The organism is Paenibacillus sp. SAFN-117 (assembly GCF_051966115.1).
GTDB lineage: Bacteria > Bacillota > Bacilli > Paenibacillales > NBRC-103111 > Paenibacillus_L > Paenibacillus_L residui.
This window is the reverse complement of record NZ_JBQCLK010000004.1, coordinates 141,845-161,960: the sequence shown is the minus strand read 5'-3', so window position 1 is coordinate 161,960 and position 20,116 is coordinate 141,845. Positions and strand designations below refer to the sequence as shown.

At 52.4% G+C, this 20,116-nt stretch carries 22 protein-coding genes and 1 riboswitch; of the genes, 20 read left to right on the top strand and 2 right to left on the bottom strand.

Annotation, left to right across the window (positions count from 1 at the left end):
* Positions 1-65: 65 nt before the first annotated feature.
* The 10 genes from ACTHRH_RS04570 to ytfJ all read left to right on the top strand — a co-directional run bounded on the left by ACTHRH_RS04570 (position 66) and on the right by ytfJ (position 7,944).
* Positions 66-497, top strand: coding sequence for a peptidylprolyl isomerase (locus ACTHRH_RS04570; RefSeq protein WP_379285531.1), 432 nt, complete (start codon positions 66-68; stop codon positions 495-497).
* Positions 498-522: 25 nt separating this feature from the next.
* Positions 523-695: riboswitch (FMN riboswitch) on the top strand.
* Positions 696-1,047: 352 nt separating this feature from the next.
* Positions 1,048-2,145 carry a bifunctional diaminohydroxyphosphoribosylaminopyrimidine deaminase/5-amino-6-(5-phosphoribosylamino)uracil reductase RibD gene (gene ribD, locus ACTHRH_RS04565; RefSeq protein ID WP_379285533.1) on the top strand — a complete coding sequence of 366 codons (1,098 nt, stop codon included), beginning with the start codon at positions 1,048-1,050 and terminating at the stop codon, positions 2,143-2,145.
* Between the two features lie 35 nt (positions 2,146-2,180).
* Positions 2,181-2,846 carry a riboflavin synthase gene (gene ribE, locus ACTHRH_RS04560; RefSeq protein ID WP_379285535.1) on the top strand — a complete coding sequence of 222 codons (666 nt, stop codon included), beginning with the start codon at positions 2,181-2,183 and terminating at the stop codon, positions 2,844-2,846.
* A gap of 20 nt (positions 2,847-2,866) precedes the next feature.
* Entirely contained in the window at positions 2,867-4,120 is a 1,254-nt protein-coding gene (locus ACTHRH_RS04555) for a bifunctional 3,4-dihydroxy-2-butanone-4-phosphate synthase/GTP cyclohydrolase II (RefSeq protein ID WP_144933366.1), read from the top strand.
* On the top strand, positions 4,104-4,574 hold the full coding sequence (gene ribH, locus ACTHRH_RS04550) for a 6,7-dimethyl-8-ribityllumazine synthase (protein ID WP_144933365.1): 471 nt from the start codon (positions 4,104-4,106) through the stop codon (positions 4,572-4,574). Before ACTHRH_RS04555 ends, ribH begins: the two co-directional genes overlap by 17 nt.
* Positions 4,574-5,215, top strand: a complete 642-nt coding sequence (locus ACTHRH_RS04545; RefSeq protein WP_379285538.1) for a site-2 protease family protein — start codon at positions 4,574-4,576, stop codon at positions 5,213-5,215. Before ribH ends, ACTHRH_RS04545 begins: the two co-directional genes overlap by 1 nt.
* A gap of 15 nt (positions 5,216-5,230) precedes the next feature.
* Positions 5,231-6,022 carry a segregation and condensation protein A gene (locus ACTHRH_RS04540; RefSeq protein WP_144933363.1) on the top strand — a complete coding sequence of 264 codons (792 nt, stop codon included), beginning with the start codon at positions 5,231-5,233 and terminating at the stop codon, positions 6,020-6,022.
* On the top strand, positions 5,991-6,605 hold the full coding sequence (scpB, locus tag ACTHRH_RS04535; RefSeq protein ID WP_144933362.1) for an SMC-Scp complex subunit ScpB: 615 nt from the start codon (positions 5,991-5,993) through the stop codon (positions 6,603-6,605). The genes ACTHRH_RS04540 and scpB overlap by 32 nt, the downstream gene beginning before the upstream one ends.
* A 185-nt stretch (positions 6,606-6,790) precedes the next feature.
* The gene (locus ACTHRH_RS04530) at positions 6,791-7,471 is read left to right on the top strand and encodes a DUF2953 domain-containing protein (protein WP_379285543.1); all 681 of its coding nucleotides are present in this window, start codon (positions 6,791-6,793) and stop codon (positions 7,469-7,471) included.
* Positions 7,444-7,944: a GerW family sporulation protein gene (ytfJ, locus tag ACTHRH_RS04525; protein ID WP_440414289.1), complete on the top strand. Its 501-nt coding sequence runs from the start codon at positions 7,444-7,446 to the stop codon at positions 7,942-7,944. Before ACTHRH_RS04530 ends, ytfJ begins: the two co-directional genes overlap by 28 nt.
* Before the next feature lie 215 nt (positions 7,945-8,159).
* Here ytfJ and ACTHRH_RS04520 read toward each other — a convergent pair whose 3' ends face one another.
* Positions 8,160-9,593 (bottom strand): (Fe-S)-binding protein, encoded by a 1,434-nt coding sequence (locus tag ACTHRH_RS04520; RefSeq protein WP_144933359.1) that lies wholly within the window; start codon positions 9,591-9,593, stop codon positions 8,160-8,162.
* Positions 9,590-11,005 carry an FAD-binding oxidoreductase gene (locus ACTHRH_RS04515; RefSeq protein ID WP_144933358.1) on the bottom strand — a complete coding sequence of 472 codons (1,416 nt, stop codon included), beginning with the start codon at positions 11,003-11,005 and terminating at the stop codon, positions 9,590-9,592. Before ACTHRH_RS04515 ends, ACTHRH_RS04520 begins: the two co-directional genes overlap by 4 nt.
* A gap of 122 nt (positions 11,006-11,127) precedes the next feature.
* Between ACTHRH_RS04515 and ACTHRH_RS04510 the strand changes: the two genes are divergently transcribed.
* The 10 genes from ACTHRH_RS04510 to ACTHRH_RS04465 all read left to right on the top strand — a co-directional run bounded on the left by ACTHRH_RS04510 (position 11,128) and on the right by ACTHRH_RS04465 (position 20,084).
* Positions 11,128-11,847 carry a FadR/GntR family transcriptional regulator gene (locus tag ACTHRH_RS04510; RefSeq protein WP_144933357.1) on the top strand — a complete coding sequence of 240 codons (720 nt, stop codon included), beginning with the start codon at positions 11,128-11,130 and terminating at the stop codon, positions 11,845-11,847.
* Between the two features lie 373 nt (positions 11,848-12,220).
* The gene (locus ACTHRH_RS04505; protein WP_144933356.1) at positions 12,221-13,387 is read left to right on the top strand and encodes a D-alanyl-D-alanine carboxypeptidase family protein; all 1,167 of its coding nucleotides are present in this window, start codon (positions 12,221-12,223) and stop codon (positions 13,385-13,387) included.
* A 31-nt stretch (positions 13,388-13,418) separates the two neighbouring features.
* On the top strand, positions 13,419-14,009 hold the full coding sequence (locus ACTHRH_RS04500) for a nucleoside recognition domain-containing protein (protein ID WP_144933355.1): 591 nt from the start codon (positions 13,419-13,421) through the stop codon (positions 14,007-14,009).
* A gap of 14 nt (positions 14,010-14,023) precedes the next feature.
* Entirely contained in the window at positions 14,024-14,557 is a 534-nt protein-coding gene (locus ACTHRH_RS04495) for a spore maturation protein (RefSeq protein ID WP_144933354.1), read from the top strand.
* A gap of 56 nt (positions 14,558-14,613) precedes the next feature.
* On the top strand, positions 14,614-14,961 hold the full coding sequence (locus ACTHRH_RS04490; RefSeq protein WP_379285553.1) for a hypothetical protein: 348 nt from the start codon (positions 14,614-14,616) through the stop codon (positions 14,959-14,961).
* A gap of 19 nt (positions 14,962-14,980) precedes the next feature.
* Positions 14,981-15,727: a pseudouridine synthase gene (locus tag ACTHRH_RS04485; RefSeq protein ID WP_144933352.1), complete on the top strand. Its 747-nt coding sequence runs from the start codon at positions 14,981-14,983 to the stop codon at positions 15,725-15,727.
* A 51-nt stretch (positions 15,728-15,778) separates the two neighbouring features.
* Positions 15,779-16,321, top strand: coding sequence for a redoxin domain-containing protein (locus ACTHRH_RS04480; protein WP_260981969.1), 543 nt, complete (start codon positions 15,779-15,781; stop codon positions 16,319-16,321).
* Positions 16,322-16,353: 32 nt separating this feature from the next.
* Positions 16,354-18,036: a cytochrome c biogenesis protein ResB gene (gene resB, locus ACTHRH_RS04475; RefSeq protein ID WP_144933351.1), complete on the top strand. Its 1,683-nt coding sequence runs from the start codon at positions 16,354-16,356 to the stop codon at positions 18,034-18,036.
* Complete coding sequence (gene ccsA / locus ACTHRH_RS04470) at positions 18,033-19,307, top strand: cytochrome c biogenesis protein CcsA (RefSeq protein ID WP_304505320.1); 1,275 nt, start codon at positions 18,033-18,035, stop codon at positions 19,305-19,307. Before resB ends, ccsA begins: the two co-directional genes overlap by 4 nt.
* 60 nt (positions 19,308-19,367) lie before the next feature.
* Positions 19,368-20,084, top strand: a complete 717-nt coding sequence (locus tag ACTHRH_RS04465) for a response regulator transcription factor (protein ID WP_144933350.1) — start codon at positions 19,368-19,370, stop codon at positions 20,082-20,084.
* Positions 20,085-20,116: the final 32 nt, after the last annotated feature.

Below are 20,116 nucleotides of genomic sequence, written 5' to 3'. Positions count from 1 at the left end.
GGCGTTTTTGGACCAAGTCGTTTACAATGTAAGAGTAGTCTACTATGTGAGAGAGGAGTGACCTTATGGCTAAGCAAGCGACCATTACATTGGAGAACGGCGGAGAAGTCGTCATCGATCTGTTTGACAAGGACGCTCCTAACACGGTAGCGAACTTCGAGAAGCTCGCTAACTCCGGTTTCTATAACGGTCTGGTTTTCCATCGAGTCATCCCCGGCTTCGTTGCTCAAGGAGGATGTCCCCACGGTACGGGTACCGGCGGTCCGGGCTATACGATTAATTGTGAAATTAATCCCAACAAGCATGAACGCGGGACTCTTGCTATGGCTCACGCAGGTCCGAATACGGGCGGCAGCCAATTCTATATCTGCTATGCTCCGCAGCCTCACCTTGACGGGGTGCATACCGTCTTCGGCAAAGTGGTTAAAGGAATGGAGCATGTGGATGCTTTCCAGGGAAGAGACAAGATGGAAAGCGTGAAAGTAAGCGAAGCTTAAGTAACTGAAATTAATAATCGAATACAATTTCCTTCGGGGTTGGGTGAAATTCCCTACCGGCGGTGATCCCGGGCGGCCATTGGGCGGCTGCGGGCAAGTCCGTGACCCGGCTGCTATGATACTCTTTCGCGGAGCGCAGACGGTGGATCCGGTGAGATTCCGGAACCGACAGTATAGTCTGGATGGGAGAAGGAGAAAGAAGCAAGTGGCCGGCTCGGCCTTGCGCTTTTTTTCACATGTTGGACGATGTGTTAAAGAGGCGGTTTCAGGTGTGCTTATATAAGGACAGGTCGTTGATTACTTATCAGGCATCTTTGTTCTTATGGGAGGACGCCCAACGCCCCCTCTTTAATCTTTACGGCGACAGTGTGCTTTGTTTCGCATGCATCCGCCACGATGTGAAAATAAGCCGGTGAGATCCGTTTATTTGCTTGTTTCCTTGTACCTTAATCCGCCCCCTGAAGAACGAGGCTTGTCGACCTAGCGGCCGGCTCCCGGTTTTCAAGGGGCTTTTTTCCGTATTCGGGATTTAGAGGAGAGAAGGAAGGATATGAATGTGCTGAATGATGAGTATTACATGAGGCTGGCGCTGGAGCTGGCACGCGGAACTCAAGGACAGACGGCCATCAATCCGGTTGTGGGCTGCGTGGTGGTTAAAGAGGGGCGGATCGTCGGGATCGGGGCGCATCTTCGGATGGGGACGGCCCATGCGGAAGTTCATGCATTGACTATGGCGGGCGAGCAGGCCGAAGGCGGCGTCGCCTATGTGACCCTGGAGCCGTGCAATCATTATGGCCGGACGCCTCCCTGCACCGAACGGCTCATCGAGTCCAAAGTGGCGCGTGTTGTCGTTGCATGCACCGATCCGAATCCCAAGGTGGCCGGATTGGGGCTGGAACGGCTCCGAAGCCACGGAATCGAAGTCGAGGTCGGGGTTCTGGAGGTCGAGGCGAGGGAATTGAACGAAGCCTTCAATAAATTTATTGTGACCGGGCGGCCTTTTGTCACGCTGAAGACCGCCAGTACCCTGGACGGTAAAATCGCCAGCCGAACGGGTGACAGCAAATGGATAACGAATGCGCGTTCGCGCGAATTTGTCCATACTTTGCGGCACCGCCATCAGGCAATTATGGTAGGGGTGGAGACGGTAATTGCCGATGATTCGCAGTTAACCACGAGATTGTCTGTACCCGCTCTAAATCCGGTCCGCATCGTTATCGATTCCCGTTTGCGGGTTCCTGCGAATGCGAGAGTGCTTGACGGAGAAGCGGAAACGATTATCGTTACGACTTCTGCCGCTCCCGAAGAGAAGCGCAAGGAGCTTCGGGGGCGCGGAATTGTATTGCTGGAAGCAGGCCCCGGTCCGAGGGTCGATCTGGAGCTGGCGATGCGGATGCTGGGAGAGAGGGAAATCGGTTCGATTCTGCTGGAAGGGGGCGGCAGGTTGAACGGGGCTATGCTTGAACAGGGCCTCATTGATAAATGCTATCTGTTCTATGCCCCGAAAATCATAGGAGGCCCCGAAGCGCCCGGCAATTTCAGCTTTCCCGGCTTTGACCGTATGAGCGAGGCCGTCACGATAGATAGGCTTAAGGTGGAGAGATTTGATGAGGATATTTGTATCGTTGGATATCCGGTGAAGAAATAAATAGATGCAGCAGAGATCGGAAAGGAGGAAGTTAATTGTTTACCGGACTTGTGGAAGAAATCGGAACCCTGCGCCGCATTTCCAGGCAGGGAGAGGCCATGATTTTAACGATTGAAAGCAAACGCGTGCTGGAAGATATTCAGGTTGGAGACAGCATTGCGGTCAATGGGGTTTGTTTGACGGTCATTGCCTTTGACGACGCATCTTTTACCGCAGATGTCATGCCCGAGACGTTCCGCAGATCGACTCTTCATCAGCTCGCACCCGGGAAACGGGTCAATCTGGAACGGGCCATGTCCGCGCAGAGCCGTTTCGGCGGACATATCGTACAAGGGCATGTGGATTCGACGGCGGTTATCTCGTCAAGACGCAGGGAAGATAACGCCGTCGTCTTCCGGTTGGAGCCGGAGGAGCCGGCCATTATGAAATACATCGTTCCCAAAGGCTCGATAACAATAGACGGGATCAGCCTGACCGTCGTCGAGGCGGAGAGCGACTATTTTACCGTTTCGATAATTCCTCATACGCTTGCGCAAACGGTTCTGCAGCACAAGGAGCCGGGAGAAGCGGTCAATATCGAATGCGATATCCTGGGCAAATATGTGGAGAGACTGTTATCCTTCCGGGAGCAGCCAGCGGGCCGCGCCGGTAGGAAACCGGTATTGACGGAAAGCTTTTTGGCCGATCACGGATTTTATTAATGGAAAAGGGGGGATACGCTATGGCGGATCCGGTACAATTTGATAAAATTGAAGAAGCGATTTATGATTTAAGCATAGGCAAGGTAATAATCGTGGTAGACGATGAGGACCGGGAGAACGAGGGCGATTTTATCGCGTTGGCGGAACGGGCAACTCCCGAGGTCATCAATTTCATGATCAAGGAAGGAAGAGGGCTTGTCTGCGCGCCCATTACGGAGGAGCGCGCGAGCGAGCTGAATTTGCCGCCGATGGTCAATCATAATACGGATTATCACGGTACGGCTTTTACCGTTTCGATAGACCATATAGAGACGACTACGGGCATTTCCGCGCATGAGCGCTCTCTGACGGTTCAAGCCTTGATAGACCCGCGGGCGAAGCCGGAGGATTTCCGCAGGCCCGGGCATATTTTCCCGCTGATCGCCAAGAAGGGCGGGGTGCTGCGCAGAGCGGGCCATACCGAGGCGGCCGTCGATTTGGCGGTGATGTGCGGCTCGTCCCCGGCAGCGGTCATTTGCGAAGTCATCAAGGAAGACGGATCGATGGCCAGGGTGCCGGACTTGGCCCGGATTGCGAAAGAGCATGACCTGAAGCTGATTACGATCCGCGATTTGATTCGCTACCGCAATGAGAAGGAAAACCTGGTCAAACGCGAAGTCGAGGTGAAGATGCCTACCGATTTCGGGCAGTTTACCGCGGTCGCCTATACAAATCAGGTGGATAACAAGGAGCATGTCGCACTTGTCAAAGGGGAGATTGACGGCTCCCGGCCGACGCTTGTCCGCGTTCACTCGGAATGCTTGACCGGCGACGTCTTCCACTCCCAACGCTGTGATTGCGGACCGCAGCTTGCCGCTGCATTGAAGCAAATCGACGAGGCAGGCTCCGGCGTTCTGCTCTATATGAGGCAGGAGGGCCGCGGAATCGGCTTGATCAATAAATTGAAGGCCTATAAGCTTCAAGAGCAGGGACTTGATACGGTTGACGCCAATCTCAAGCTTGGCTTTGCCCCCGATTTGCGCGAATATGGAATCGGAGCGCAAATTCTGAAGGACCTGGGAGTGCGCAAGATGAAGCTGTTAACGAATAACCCGCGCAAAATCAAAGGTCTGGAGGGCTACGGCCTGGAAGTGGTGGAAAGAGTCCCGATTCAGATGGAAGAGAACGAAAGCAATACCCGCTATCTGCACACCAAGAAGGAAAAATTGGGTCATTTGCTTCATTTTATAAACGATACAGAAGAGGAGACGAACAAACATGGCAAAATGGTATGAAGGACATTTAGTTTCTAAAGAAGCAAAATACGGAATCGTGGTAGGCCGGTTTAACGAATTTATCACCAACAAATTGCTGTCGGGGGCTCTGGACGCTCTTAAGCGCCACGGGGTGCTGGAGGAGGAGATCGAGATCGCCTGGGTTCCGGGCGCTTTCGAAATCCCGCTGATCGCCCAGAAGATGGCGGAAAGCGGCAAGTATGATGCCGTCATTACTTTGGGTGCTGTGATCCGGGGGTCTACGCCTCATTTCGATTACGTATGCAGCGAGGTTTCCAAGGGAGTGGCCGCAATCAACCTAAAGACCGGTATTCCGACGGTGTTCGGCGTACTGACTACCGATTCCATAGAGCAGGCCGTGGAAAGAGCGGGCACCAAAGCCGGCAACAAGGGCTGGGAAGCCGCAACGACCGCTATTGAAATGGTCAATCTTGTCAAGCAGCTGCAGGCCTAATGGACTTCGGGCCTTACATTGATCTGGATACGCTGTTGTTTCGGGCGGTAGCTTTCCTGCTTGCCGTTACGTTGCATGGCTGCTGGATGGCCCTGTTCTCCCGCTGGCTCGGGGACAGAACCGCCGGGGAGCAAGGCCGCCTCAGCTTAAATCCGGGCAAGCATCTCGACCCTCTGGGAACGGTCATGGTGCTGTTCGGCCCCTACGGATGGAACCGGCCGGTGCCGGTCCATCCGGATCACTTCGGGAAATCCGCCAAAGGGAAGCTGGCGCTGTGGGCATTGTCCGGGCCGCTGCTGCATCTGGTGCTGGCGCTTCTGTTCGGCTGGCTGTTTCTGGAGCTTCCGGTAGCGGCAGGTGGGGGCTCATGGGCAGGGGCTTTGTTTAAGGGAATTCTGCACTACTGTTATATCGTCAATGTTATGCTATTTCTGCTTAATCTGCTGCCTATTTATCCGTTGAACGGCTGGAAGCTGCTGCGACATCTGGCCGGTGAGCGGGCGGCGGCCTATCTGGACAAGTATGAGAAATGGGGCCTGCTCGTACTCATTGCGCTTCTTGCGCTTCCGGCAGGGCAGCGGTTGCTTGAAATGCTGTTTCAACTGGTCAATCAATGGCTGATGAAAGGTTATTCGGTATGATGAGGGGGACTAGGAATGAAGATCACTTTCAAATTGGAAACGTTCGAAGGCCCCCTCGATTTGCTGCTGCATTTGATCGATCAGGCCGAGGTAGACATTTACGACATTCCGATTAAGGAAATAACGGATCAATATCTGGACTATCTATCCACCATGCAGGAGCTTGAGCTGGAGGTGACCAGCGAATTTCTCGTCATGGCCGCCACACTGCTGTCCATTAAGAGCAAGATGCTGCTCCCCAAGCCTCCCGTGATCGAGCTCGATTGGGACGGAATGGAGGAGGAAGAAGGGGAAGATCCGCGGGCGGAGTTGGTCCGGAAGCTGATTGAATATCGCAAATATAAGGAAATCGCCGAGCACTTGAAAGACAGGGAATTGGAACGCAGCCTGATCTATACCAGGGAGCCGGAGGACCTGACGGCCTTCATTCCGAAGGTGGAGGTTAATCCGGTGGAAGGGCTTCACGTCGCCGATTTGGTCTGGGCCTTTCAGAAAGCGCTCCGTAAGATGGCCGAACGGAACCGGGTCGCCAAGATCCGCAGGGATGAAATATCCGTCAAAGACCGGATTACTGAAATTGTATCCATACTGGGCAATCGCGGGGGTAAAGTGTTATTTTCCAAATTGTTGGAAACGGGGTACAGCCGGGAGGATATCGTCGTTACTTTCCTCGCCTTGCTTGAGCTGATGAAGATGAAAAAAATACAGTGCTATCAGCACAAACTGTTTGAGGATATTGTCATCCAGGCGAAAGAGGATGAGAGTGAGGGAATCGATGAATACACAACAGATGAAATCAGCTATTGAAGGTTTGCTTTTTGTGGCAGGGGACGAGGGTCTGGATGCAAAGCAACTGGCTGAGGTGCTTGAGCAGGATGTCAGGCAGGTGACGGCAGTCCTGGAGCAGATGAAGGAAGAATTCAAATCCGGGCAGAGAGGGATCCAAGTCGTGGAGATGGCGGGTTCGTACCAATTGACGACCTTGCCCGAGCATGCTCCTTTTTTCGAACGGCTAGCTTATTCGCCGTCCCGAACTTCCCTATCCCAGGCCGCACTGGAAACGTTGGCGATCGTTGCCTATAAACAGCCGATCACCCGGGTGGAAATCGAGGAGATCCGGGGAGTCAAATCCGACCGCGCTCTGAATACTTTGGTGGCCAAAGAGCTGATTGAAGAGGTGGGGCGGGCCGAGGCGATAGGCAGACCCATTTTGTATGGCACGACCAAGCAATTTCTGGATTATTTCGGCTTGAAGAGCATTGAACAGTTGCCGGAGATGGATCATTTCGGGCAGAGCGGCGATCTGGAAGAAGAAACGAGACTGCTGTTCGAGAAGCTGGAGGTTGAGCAGCTCACCTTCGATGATATCAAGTCAGAATATAAAGAGTAAAACGAATGTTTTCATATTGTAGGCACATACTAAACTCCATGTGATGGATTCGGGATGAATTCTTCTTCGCATCGGGGTTTTTTTAGGTATTATTGAAATTTTCCGGGGCTCCCCGCAAATTATTTGCAATACGCTTCGAAGGCATACGTCACTTTGTGGGGGATTATATTTGAGGAGGCTTGCCCATGCTTGTTTTTTGGATTCTATTAGCGGCTGCTCTGATCATCATCGCCGTTATTGTCTCCTTCAGTCATTTGACCGTGAAAATATTCGCCTCCCGGGTCAAGGAAAACGATAGACTCTATATTCAACTTCATGCCCTATACGGAATAATCCGGTTAAGATACGAAGTGCCGGTTATCAAGTTTAAAGGTTTGGACAAAGGACTGAAGGTTCAGACCAAGGGGCTGGATGAGAAAAGCAGCGAACACCTTAACGAAACCAAGGAAATAATCAATTGGGAGAAGATTCAGGAAGCTTACCGCAAATTTAAAATATTCCTCAGCCAAGTGGATAATTATGCGGCCTGGATGAAATCGACTCTATCCCGCTTCAAAATAAGCCAGATGGTCTGGATAACGCGAATCGGAGCAGGAGATGCCCCGGAAACCGCCCTGTTGACGGGAGTTCTCTGGAGCGTGAAATCGACTCTACTCGGTTATCTGTTAAGACATGTCCGACTCCAAACGGAGCCCGAAATTCAGGTTCAGCCACAATATAACCGGACACTATTTACCACGGAAGTTACGTGCATAGCGAAAATTCGCCTGGGTTATGCTATGGTTGCAGGACTAATGCTGCTGGTTCGCACGATGAAAGTGAAGGGAGGATTCAAAACATGGCAGAACATCCTATCCAAGGCCTAATGAAGACGGCCATGGAAAATATCCGCGACATGGTGGATGTCAATACGATCGTAGGCGATCCGGTGGAAACTCCGGATGGCAGCGTGATCTTGCCGATTTCCAAGGTGGGCTTTGGATTTGCGGCGGGTGGCAGTGAATTTGTTACCGATCAGGGAGCCGGAACGCCGGGGACTCCTCATGAGGCTAACCATGCACAGGTTTCTCTTCCGTTCGGAGGGGGAAGCGGGGGCGGAATTTCGATAACGCCAATCGCTTTTCTCGTTGTCGGACAGCAAGGGGTGCGGATTGTTCCGTTGGATAACCAAACCCACTTGTTCGAGCGCCTGATCGACTCCGCGCCGCAGGTTGTAGAGAAAATTCAAAGCATGATGAAGGCAAACGCTGCAAACACCGCTATTTCTCCGAATTCCACTACAACAACGAGCACAACGCAAGGCCAAAAGCAAACTGCAGGTCAAAACATGCTTTCCTAATGATAAGATAAGGCTCCAAGCGGGGCCTTTCGAAGGTCAATGGGCGTTCCTTTTCCGTGCTCATTGTGAAAAGTCTAGCGACCTAATTCGTTTTCCAACGGCAAGATGTATAAAAGAAGCCTTCATTCCACTTATACAGTGATTCCGAAGGCTTCTTCCTTTATGATTGGACCGGTTTATTCTGTTTTCTCATTGGACCGGCATCCGGTTTGCGGTTAGGATCCGCTGTCGGTTGTATCCTCATTCATACGCTCATACAGGAAATCAACGATATGAACGGCTTTCATGGAGGAGCCTAGCTTCTCCTTCTCAATGCCGAGCTTCATCTGCAGCAGACAGCCGGGATTGCTGGTAAGAAGGTAGCGGGCTTCGGTTTTTTTCACGTGCTCCATCTTATGCTCGAGAATATCATTGGCCATGTCCGGCTGGACCAAATTATAAATCCCGGCGGAGCCGCAGCATTTGTCGGCATTTTTCAATTCCACGAAATTCACGTTCCCTGCGCGTTTAATCAACTGCCGGGGGGCGATGCCACCCTTCATGACGTTCCGAAGGTGGCAGGAGTCCTGGTAGGTGACGGTAACCGGCCCGTCGTCCGCATGACCGCCGTGGAAGCGGGGCAGCCGGCCCCGGCGGAACAGAAGGTCGCTGATATCGACAACTCTTTCCGCGAACCAATGAGCCGCTTCGGCCCATTCCGGATCGTCATGAAGTAAATGATTATACTCCATCAACAGGGCCCCGCAGCCTCCAGCATTGGATACGATATAATCGACTCCGGCATCCCGGAAGGCCGCTATATTTCGCCTCGCCAGCTCCTTAGCCGCTTCCATCTCGCCGCTATGGGCATGAAGCGCCCCGCAGCAATTTTGCGCTTCGGGAAGAATTACTTCAAACCCGGCCTTCGCCAGCAGCTTGACGCTATTAATGTTGGTTTCCGTAAACAGCACATCCATAATGCACCCGCGGAACATGCCGACTCGCGCTATTTTCTCGCCTTCTGCCGGGAAGACGGTGCCCAATGTTTCAATAACTCCCTTGGCGCTCGCTTCCGGCAGTATTTTTTCCATCTGGCTCATGGATTCCGGGAACAGCTTCATGACTCCCGATTTCCGCGCCAGCCACTGCAGGCCGGATTTCTGATACAACCTGAGTCCCTTGCCGAGCAATTTCATCCGGCTTTGCTTAGGGAACATATGCTTGAACATGACGCTTCGCACAAATCGGATATGGGGCGGATGATGGGTATGCTGCTCGATGGCCTCTCTGGCTTGTTCGAGCAGATGCCCGTACTTGACGTCGGACGGGCACACCGGCTCGCAAGCTCTGCAGCCCAGGCATAAATTCATCTGGTCCTTGAAGGCTTGATCCGGCTCCATCAAGCCGTCCGCCACCGCCTTCATCAAGGCGATTCTGCCCCGCGGGGAGGCGGCCTCCAGACCGGTTTCGTTAAAGGTGGGGCAGGCCGGCTGGCAGAAGCCGCATCGCATGCAATTCGTCAGCTCCTCATAGTCGAGCTTCAATTGCAGCGCCTCCGCTAACGGATTAACCGTTTTCACTGGCTTCTGAGGTGGCCCGGAATGCTCAGGACGGATTGGGGCTGAAGGTGTGGAAGCTGACGTATGCCGGGTTTCTGCTGTCGGTTTCATTTTTGCACCACCACTCTTTTGCGTGTTTCCCTGGCAAAGATTTTACCGGGATTCATAATGTTGTTGGGATCGAATACCTGCTTGATCCCTTTCATAATTTCGATTCCAACGGGCCCGACCTTCCATTCCAAGTAGGGGGCCTTGACCATTCCAACTCCATGCTCTCCGGTAATCGTGCCTCCCAGCTCGATCGCTGCCTCGAAAATTTCCGCGAACGCCTGCTCCACCCGTTCAATTTCCTCATGATTTCGCGCATCGGTTGTACAGGTTGGATGAAGGTTGCCGTCTCCGGCATGTCCGAACGTACAGATATGAACGTTATACTTCCGAGCGATTTCGTTAATCGCCAGAACCATTTCGGCAATTTTGGAGCGGGGGACGGTAGCGTCCTCCAGAATGGTAGTCGGCCTAATGCGCGCCAATGTCGATAAGGCGCTGCGCCTAGCGGTCATTAGCTTATCAGCTTCCTCTGCATCACGGGCCATCTGTACCTGCGCTGCCCCCTCCTGGCGGCAAATATCGACGATTTGTTCAATGTCCCGGCGAATGGAAGCCTCGTCGTCCCCATCCTGCTCAATAAGCAGAATAGCTTCCATATCAAGCGGCAGGTCCAGCTTGTTAAATTCAGCTACAACCCGCAGCGTGGCGTTGTCCAGAAATTCCAGCGTCGCGGGAATGATCCGGTTACCGACGATTTTGGAAACCGTTCGCGCGGCGGCATGGATATCTTTATACATAGCAAGCATCGTCTGCTTGTACTTCGGTGCCGGCAGCAGCTTGACGGTCGCTTCGGTAATGATGGCCAAGGTTCCTTCCGAGCCGACCAACAGCTTCGTCAAATCGTATCCGGCCACGTCTTTGTAGAGCTTACCGCCCGTTCGGATAATTTCCCCGGATGGAAGCACGGCCTCCAAGGCAAGAACGTAATCCTTGGTCGTCCCGTACTTGAGCCCTCGCAGCCCTCCGGCACATTCCATAATGTTGCCGCCGAGCGTGGAGATAACCATGCTGCTCGGATCGGGCGGATAGAACAGGCCAAGCTCTTCGAGAGCCATATGAAACTGCTTCGTATTCAATCCTGGCTGGAAGGTGGCGGTCAAGTTGTCTTGATCGATCTCGATGAGCCGATTCATCCGGTTCATAACGAGTACAATCCCGCCCTCGACGGGAACCGTCCCTCCGCAGAGATTGGTGCCGGCCCCCCGGCCTACGATCGGAATGCGATGCTCGTTGGCAAGCTTCAAAATTAGCGCGATCTGCTCCTTATTTTCCGGATAAATGACGGCGTCGGGCATGGCCTGGACCATCGGGGTTGCATCATAGGAATGAGTGACCAACGCCTCATTATCGTCTTTAAAATAGGCTTCGCCGACGATGTCGATGAGCTGCCGGCGAACATTTTGCTCCAGCATAAGAGTATCCTCCCCGGGATAAAAATTAATCAGGTCATCTGATGACTTTTCCATCATTATAGCTTATGATTAAATCATTGTATATGGTTGTTATGAAAGATTGGCTGGAGGAAACCAAGCAAATGAGTGTAAAACAAGTCAAGGTGCAAAAGAGCTACGAAATCGTTATGGATGATATACATTCGCGAATCCGTTCCGGAGAGCTTAAGCCCGGGGAACGGCTTCCGTCGGTTGTAGATTTGGCGGCGGATTATGGAGTCGGGCGTTCGACTCTGAGGGAGGCGTTAAGCGCGCTGAAGGCTATGGGCTTCCTGGAAATCCGGCAGGGCGGAGGAACCTTCGTCAGCCAGACCCTTCCGGCCGGGGATGAGTCCGGCAGCGTTCAAGGGGGCTTCCCGGCCTTATTCCATCAGGCGGATTCGTTGAAGGAGATGATGGAAGTGCGCAAAGTGCTGGAGACGGGCTGTGCTACGCTCGCCGCCCGCTATCGGACAGAAGACGATCTGGCCGAGCTGTCCGCTATTATGCGAAGCATGAAGGAGAATGCGGGTGACGACCGGAAGGAGGAGGAAGCCGATATCCGTTTTCATCTGGCGATTGCCAAAGCGTCTCATAACTCCCTGCTCCTGCAGATGATGGAATCCCTCACTCACAAGCTGGAGGAAACCATTAAAGAGACGAGGCTGCTTTGGTTTTATGGAGAAAGAGCTACGGCTAACCGCCTCATTAAGGAGCATCAGGATATTTATGAGGCTATTTTACAGCAGCAGGAAACGACCGCTTCTCAGCGCATGCACGAGCATTTGTCCAAGGTGGAGAAAGTACTGTCCAAATTGTTTTAATAGTTCCGCATAATCATGAGTAAAGCCGCAGTCGGATGACGCGGTTTTTTTGTTTGGCCTTTATCAGGAAGGAAAACGGACATGCTGTATGGGGGTTAGCTTAGGGTCGCAGGTTTGTACCAAAGCCATGCAGTAGCTGCATGGCTTTTTTGCGAGGATCAAGCCAATCCCGTTGAGGACATGCGAAAAGTGGATGTCTTTTCGGGAAAAGACAGGGAAATCAGCCCGATTAAAACGGTATCCCCCCTATGAAAGGAAGGCAGCAGTCTGACCCATCTCACGAAGCCGGACATGTTCCCCGAACCCCCTGCATATATATAAACCAAATATGTCTGCGGACAAGTAACGGCTGAAGACCATTGGGGGGGAAATTATGAGAAGAACCATCGTCTTATGGATCGTCATCGGCTCGCTGCTGGCCGGCTGGGGAGTTACTCCCGCTGCAGTTAAGGCCGAGCCGCCGGCATTATCCACTTACGCCGAGGCGGCTTCCCTGATCGACGTCACATCCGGAAGAATACTGTACAGCAAGCAAGGGGATAAGCCCATGAAAATTGCGAGCCTGACGAAGGTAATGACGGCTATCGTAGCTATTGAGAACGGAAACCTCAGCGATATGGTCAAGATCGGCCAGAGTGCTTTCGGCAAAGAAGGCTCCTCTCTATATTTAAAGCTTGGAGAGGAAATGAGCCTGCATCATTTGCTCTATGGCTTGATGCTGCGGTCCGGGAATGATGCGGCAGTGGCAATCGCCGAGCATATCGGCGGTTCGATTGAGGGCTTTGCTTTTCTTATGAATCAGAAGGCGCAGGAGCTGGGCATGGATAACACGCACTTCATGAATCCGCACGGACTGGACATGGAAGGGCATTATTCTTCGGCCAATGATATGGCCAAGCTGACGGCCTATGCCTTGAAAAACTCCGTGTTCCAGGAAATCGTGAAGACCAAGACGAAGAGGGTGCCCAGACCCGAGGAGAAATGGGACGCCGTATGGAATAACAAAAACCGGATGTTGAACATCTATCCCGGTGCCGACGGAGTAAAGACCGGTTATACGAAGCAGGCCAAAAGAACGCTTATCTCCTCGGCCACCCGGGACGGACAGCAGCTGGCCGCGGTGACGCTCAACGACCCGAACGATTGGCTGGATCACAGCAATATGCTTGATTACGGCTTCCGGCATTATCCGCTTCAACCGCTGGTCAAGCAAGGGGATAAAGCGGGAGACGGCTTGGTGCTGGGTGCTTCCTTCAATTACCCGATGACCGATGAGGAGGCAGCCCGGATTGCGATGGAGCCCGAGCTTCTGCAGGAAGGGACAGCCTCTTACCGGCTGGGCGAGAGGGGAATTCTGAAGCTTCTGATGGACGGCCAAATGATTGGTACGGTGCCCATCTATGCGGAAGGCAGCCCGCAATTGGCGACAAGCGTTCGTTCCGCATTCCGCTTTACAGAGGACGGTCCCGCATCCGGAAACGGCGGATTTATCTACAGGCTCAAGCAGGTATGGAGCGCCTTATTTACTTTATCCCATTGATTCAGTCCGAAGGACAAGGAGGAGGGGGACGATGGTTAATTGGATTTGGCTCTTTTTTATCCTTGCCGGATTTATTGTCGCAGCCATCAACGGCCGAATAGAGACGGTTACCCAAGCCGTCTTTGACGGCGCCAAATCCGGGGTGACGATCTGCTTCGGCTTAATCAGCATTCTGGTCTTTTGGCTGGGGATGATGAGGATTGCCGAAGATGCCGGCCTGTTGAAGATACTGTCGCGCATGCTGAGGCCGGTCGTCCGCTTTTTGTTTCCCAGTGTGCCGGACAATCACCCCGCCCTCGGCTACATTATGTCCAACATGAGCGCCAATTTGCTCGGGCTGGGGAATGCGGCGACTCCCATGGGCATCAAAGCGATGCAGGAGCTGCAGAAGCTTAATCCGGACAAGGACTCTCCCAGCCCGGCAATGGCCACTCTGCTCGCTATCAACACGGCCAGCATCACTCTCATTCCGACTACGTTGATCGCGATCCGCCTCAATTATCAATCCGCCAATCCGGCGGAGATTGTCGGCACGACGCTGCTGTCTACCGCCATTGCTACAGCCGCGGCAATTATCGTCGACCGCTGGTACAGAAGCCGCAGCAGCATTAATTCGTCTTGAAAGGATGAGCCGTCTTGTATTCCATCCTCACCCTGATTTCAGCTTGGTCGATCCCGGTAATCATTGCGTTTATTCCGCTATTTGCCGCATACCGAAAGGTGCCCGTCTATGAGTCGTTCGTTGAAGGGGCGAAGGACGGCTTCCAGACAGCGGTGTCGATCATTCCGCAGCTGGTCGGGATGATGGTTGCGATTTCGGTGTTCCGCGCATCGGGAGCCATGGATATGATGATCGGGCTGATCCGCCCGGCCCTCGATTATATCGGGGTGCCCGGCGAAGTTCTGCCCTTGGCCATTCTGCGCCCCTTAACCGGCTCCGGCTCGCTCGCATACACCGCTGATTTAATGGGGCAGTTCGGGCCCGATTCGCTGATCGGACGTATCGCCTCGACTATTCAAGGAAGTACGGATACGACGCTGTACGTGCTGACGGTTTATTTCGGTGCCGTAGGCATCCGCAAAGCGGGTTACGCTCTCAAGGTAGGCCTTATATCCGATGCGGTGGGCTTTATTGCTTCCATCCTGGTCTGCTATCTCGTATTCGGGTGACCCAATCCATGCGTTTCTCATATACTAAAGCATTCTTACATCGAGAGGTGAACGGCATGCGGCCGTATTCCGGCATCATCATTCATCATTCGGCTTGCTCCTCCATTAACGGCAAAGGCTATGATTTTCTGGTTACATCGGATGGAGATATCATCTCTTCTTTCACCCCGACAGATCCCCATTACATTCATCTTTGTCTGGAAGGAGACTTTTCCCATATCGAATCTTCCGGACAGACTCCGCAGGTGCAGGAACAGTTATTTGTCATCCAGCGCCTTATTCTTCGTTTGTACGAACAATTCGAATTTTCCTCCAGACAGCTATATGGGCATCACCTGCATTGCCCGGGAACGTACTTTCCCTGGGACTCCCTTGTGATTTCACTTCAGGATGGTTATCATTAGTTTTGAGGTGAAGGCATATATGGAAAGATTGCAGAAAGTGCTCGCCCAAGCGGGTGTAGCTTCGAGAAGAAAATGTGAAGAATATATTACCGCCGGAAGGGTAGAGGTTAACGATGCCGTAGTGACCCATCTGGGCGTGAAGGTCGATCCTGAGCAGGATGAGATCAAAGTGGACGGACGAGCCATCCGCCTTCAGAAGAAAATGTATCTGCTATTTAACAAGCCGAGAGGAGTCATAACGAGTGTTAAGGACCCCGAGGGGCGAAAGGTGGTCACGGACTTCCTTAAAGGCATCAAGGAACGGGTTTATCCGGTCGGAAGATTGGATTACGATACGGAAGGCTTGCTGCTGCTCACCAACGACGGCGAATTCGCGAATTTATTGACGCACCCTAAATATCACCTGCCGCGTACGTATCTGGCTACGGTGAAGGGGGTCCCGCACGGAACGGTTCTGGAGCAGCTGCAGCAGGGGGTAGAGCTGGATGATGGCCCTACGGCGCCCGCAGAAGTCGAATATCATGATATAGATCCGGAGAAGAATCAGACGGTTATTCAAATAACGATCTATGAAGGCAGGAACCGCCAGGTGCGAAGAATGTTCGAGGCGGTTCATTTTCCTGTGCTCAAATTGAAGAGAATTCAATTCGGCCCGATACTGCTTGCGGGACTGCCCAGGGGGAAATACCGCCATCTGGACAAACATGAGGTGGAAGCGTTGAAAGCCGCGGCTTTACGGTCACACAATGTTCAAAATAGCAAATAAGCTGCTCCCTTCATTTTAGATATAATTAGGGGGGAGTTTAGCTATTGCGGGATGAAGGTGATCGGTTTGGGAAAATATAGAAGATGGATGCAGATGATCATCCTGAGCTCCATTATTGTTCTTGGCGGATGGACCGTATATTCTGCTGTGAATGACAGCGGGCTGAAGGCTGAACCCGGAGGCCCCGCCCCCCAGTTCAAGCTTATGGATCTGGAGGGAAATGAACGGAGTCTTGCGGACTGGAAAGGAAAGGCCATCGTGATTAACTTCTGGGCGACCTACTGTGAGCCCTGCCGCGAAGAAATGCCCGATCTGCAGAAGCAATACGAGAAATGGGCTTCATCCGATGTTATCGTCCTAGGGGTTAACGCCGGAGAGAGCAAGCTCAAGGCGCAGAATTTCGTCAATCAGGCCAAGGTGACCTTTCCGATCCTGCTCGACAGCGATGAGAAGGTGAGAAAACAATACGGAATCACCCAGTATCCGTCCACCGTGTTTGTTAAGCCGGACGGAACGATCGATCAGATCAAGGTCGGGATGATGGACGAGCCTTTCATTGAACACAGCGTCTCCAAGCTATATACTCGGCAATAAAGATCAGCATTGGCTTCGGGAGGTGGCAACAGGTGATTGAAAATACGAAATGCGAGTGCGGTCACCAGAATCATGTGGGGACCGTACTTTGTGAATCTTGCGGGAAGCCTTTAATGGATGACGCGGGCAACGCGCCGTTGGAGATGAGATACGACGGGGTCGCGCGAAGGTCGCAGAAGACCAATCCGTCCTGGATTGACCGGATCTGGAATTTCTTCTCTTCCGTGAAGATAGCAGTCTATCTGATTATTATTACTCTTTTGCTGTCGATTCTCGGAACGATATACCCTCAGGAAAGTACATTTATCAATTTTGATCCTTCGACCTATTACAAAGAAAACTACGGCACTCTCGGCCATATTTATTATTTGCTGGGCTTGTCCCATACTTATGAATCCTGGTGGTTTATCACCTTGCTGTTTATGATAGGGACTTCGCTTGTAGTCTGCAGTCTGGACCGCGTTCTTCCGCTGTACAGAGCGCTCAGCAAGCAGAAAATCCGCAAGCACCTTATTTTTATCAAACGGCAGAAGGTTTCTTATTCTGCGGAACTGCCCATTTCATCCGAAGATGAAACGGCGGCGGCCGCTTGGGTAGACGAGATGGCTGCACAGCTGCGCAAGAAGAGGTACCGGGTCCATACGGACGGTTCAGCCCTTATGGCGGAGAAATACAGATTTAGCCGCTGGGGTCCTTACATTTTGCATATCGGCCTCATTATTTTCCTGCTTGCCGTTCTTATGAGAGGGATTCCGGGCTGGCATATGGACAAGTACATGGGTTTTCTCGAGGGGCAGACGGTCCGGATTCCGGATACGCCATATTATTTTAAGAACGAGAAATTTACCGTCGATTTTTATGACCAGGAAGAAATGACGGAAAAGTTCCGGGAGAAGGATATTAACGTTTACAAGAAGTTTGAAACGAAAGGAATTCTGTATGAATGTACCGCTAATTGCGACGATGATCCATTTGCAAAACCGGAATTGAAGGAAGTGCACCGCCAGGATATTGTAGTGAATAAGCCGCTGGAATACAAGGACTTGCTGATGTATCAGTTCGATTTCGCCCAGACGCCTACCTTACTGTCGGTAAGGCCGTCGATCACGAACAAAAAGACGGGGGAATCGTACGGCCCCTTCGAATTGTCGATGCTGGAGCCGGAGACAAGTTATGAAGCCGGTCCTTACCACCTGCAGGTGAAAGGATATTATCCGGATTTCGGACTGGATGACAAAGGGACGCCGATTTCCCTGTCGCCCAATCCCAATCAGCCGGCTTTCATCTTTACGATTACCGGTCCCGACTTGGCGCCCGATGGCGAGGTATTCATCTATTTCCCTCGCCAGATAGATAAGGAAACGTTCCGTCAGGATGACATTAACGGTGCGATCGCCGAGAAAATAGAGATTTCCGCAGGCTCTATGGAAAATGTCGAGATTGCCGAGTTTACCAGTTATTTAAACGTTCGTGTCGATAAAGCCATGCCTTATATTTGGGTGGCGTCCGCCATATCCATGATTGGGCTCATCATGAACTTCTACTGGCAGCACCGCCGGATATGGCTTCGAATTGACGGCAGGGAGCTTAACCTGGGCGCTCATACGAACAAGAACTGGATCGGTCTTCGCAATGAAGTGGCCCAAGCGTTAGGCAAGGTCGGTGTGACCGTCGACGCGAAATCGTTAGATACTTATGGAGGGAGAAAATCGTGAGCCAACTTTTAGACAACATCAGCTCCTATAGCGGCAATTATCTCTTGATCGCGTTCATTCTGTATACTGTTGCTTTCCTGCTGTTCGTCATGGGGTTGACAGGCAGAAGATGGAGCGGGCGCACTCCTGAGGAAAATTCCCGCCGGTGGGGCAAACGGGGATTTATTGTTACAGTTGCCGGATTGGTCATGCATTTGCTGTTTTTCTTCACCCGCTGGTATGCCGGAGGGCATATCCCGACGAGTAACATGTACGAGTTTATGACTTGTCTGGCGATGATGATTATCATTGCTTTTGTAATCGTTTATTTAATTTACAAGAAGCCGGTTATCGGAGTATTCACCATTCCGGTAGCAATCGTCATTATGGCCTATGCTTCCATCTTCCCGCGGGAAATTCAACCGCTGATCCCGGCACTGCAAAGCTATTGGCTGGCTATTCATGTTACCATGGCCGCTTTGGGGGACGCCTTCTTCGCGGTAGCTTTCGCGGGAGGCTTGATGCACCTGCTGAGAACGGTCGATTTCAAGTCGGAGACGAAGATTGGCCGCTGGGAGAGAAGAGGGGTAGAATTCACTATCTTCTCACTTATCATGATCATTGCTTTCGTCGGAGCCACGTTCGGTTTTAACGCAGCCGGTTATAAAGCCGAGTTTCAGAAGCAGGTAACGACCGTAGATGCTGCCGGTAAAGAGCAGGTGACTACCCAGAAGGAAGTATATGTCCTGCCTCCGATCGTGAAGCCTCACGGCATGGAGACGGTAGAGATGAAGCCCTTCCTCGGGATGAAGCAGCCGCTGTTCTCCACACCTTCCTGGATGAACGGCAAGGATGCGGGGCGCAAATTCAATACGGTCATCTGGTCTTTCATTAGCGGATTAATTCTGTACGGACTGCTGCGACTGATTCTGCGCAAGCCGCTCGGAGCGAAGATCGCCCCGTCTTTGCAGGGGCTCGATCCGGATGATTTGGACGAGATCAGTTACCGGGCGGTCGCTATCGGGTATCCCGTCTTTACGCTGGGGGCGCTGATCTTCGCCATGATCTGGGCGCATGAGGCCTGGGGCCGCTTCTGGGGCTGGGATCCCAAGGAAGTCTGGGCGCTCATCACCTGGCTGTTCTATGCCGCTTACTTGCATTTGCGCTTATCCAAAGGCTGGCAGGGCAAGCCTTCGTCCTGGCTCGCCGTCCTTGGCTTTATAGTGGTTGTCTTTACGCTTGTCGGGGTTAACCTGATCATTGCGGGACTTCATTCGTATGCCGGTGTATAATATATGGGAGCGAATGGCCGACATTACGGCCGAGGAACATGCTGGAAGGAGTGACAACCGATGTCAGAAACGAACACAACCATCCTGGTGGTCGATGACGAAGAACGCATTCGCCGTCTCCTGAGAATGTATCTGGAGAAGGAAGGTTACGAGATTGATGAAGCGGAGAACGGGGAGATCGCTTTGCAGAAGGCGGTGGATCACGATTATGATCTGATCCTGCTTGACTTGATGCTTCCCGGAATTGACGGAATTGAGGTATGCGCCAGACTCCGGCAGGTGAAATCGACCCCAGTCATCATGCTGACAGCCAAAGGGGAGGAGGCCAACCGGGTGCAGGGCTTCGAGGTAGGAACGGACGATTATGTAGTCAAGCCTTTCAGCCCGCGGGAAGTTATCTACCGGGTGAAAGCGATACTGCGACGCTCGTCCGCAACGGCTTACTTGTCCAAGGATGCCAACTCGAGCAATAATATCGTCTTTCCCCATCTGGTGATCGAGCATGATGCCCACCGGGTGACGGCAGGAGGACAGGAAGTGACACTGACTCCGAAAGAATATGAATTGCTGCACTACCTGGCTATCTCCCCGGATAAAGTATTCTCCCGTGAGGAGCTGCTGAAGGATGTCTGGAACTATGAATTTTTCGGTGACCTGCGGACGGTGGACACCCATGTGAAGAGATTGCGGGAGAAGCTGAACAAAGTCTCCCCCGAGGCGGCTTCCATGATTACTACCGTGTGGGGCGTCGGTTACAAGCTTGAGGTGCCTAAATAGTGTTCATCATTAAGAGCGTGGTAGGCAAGCTT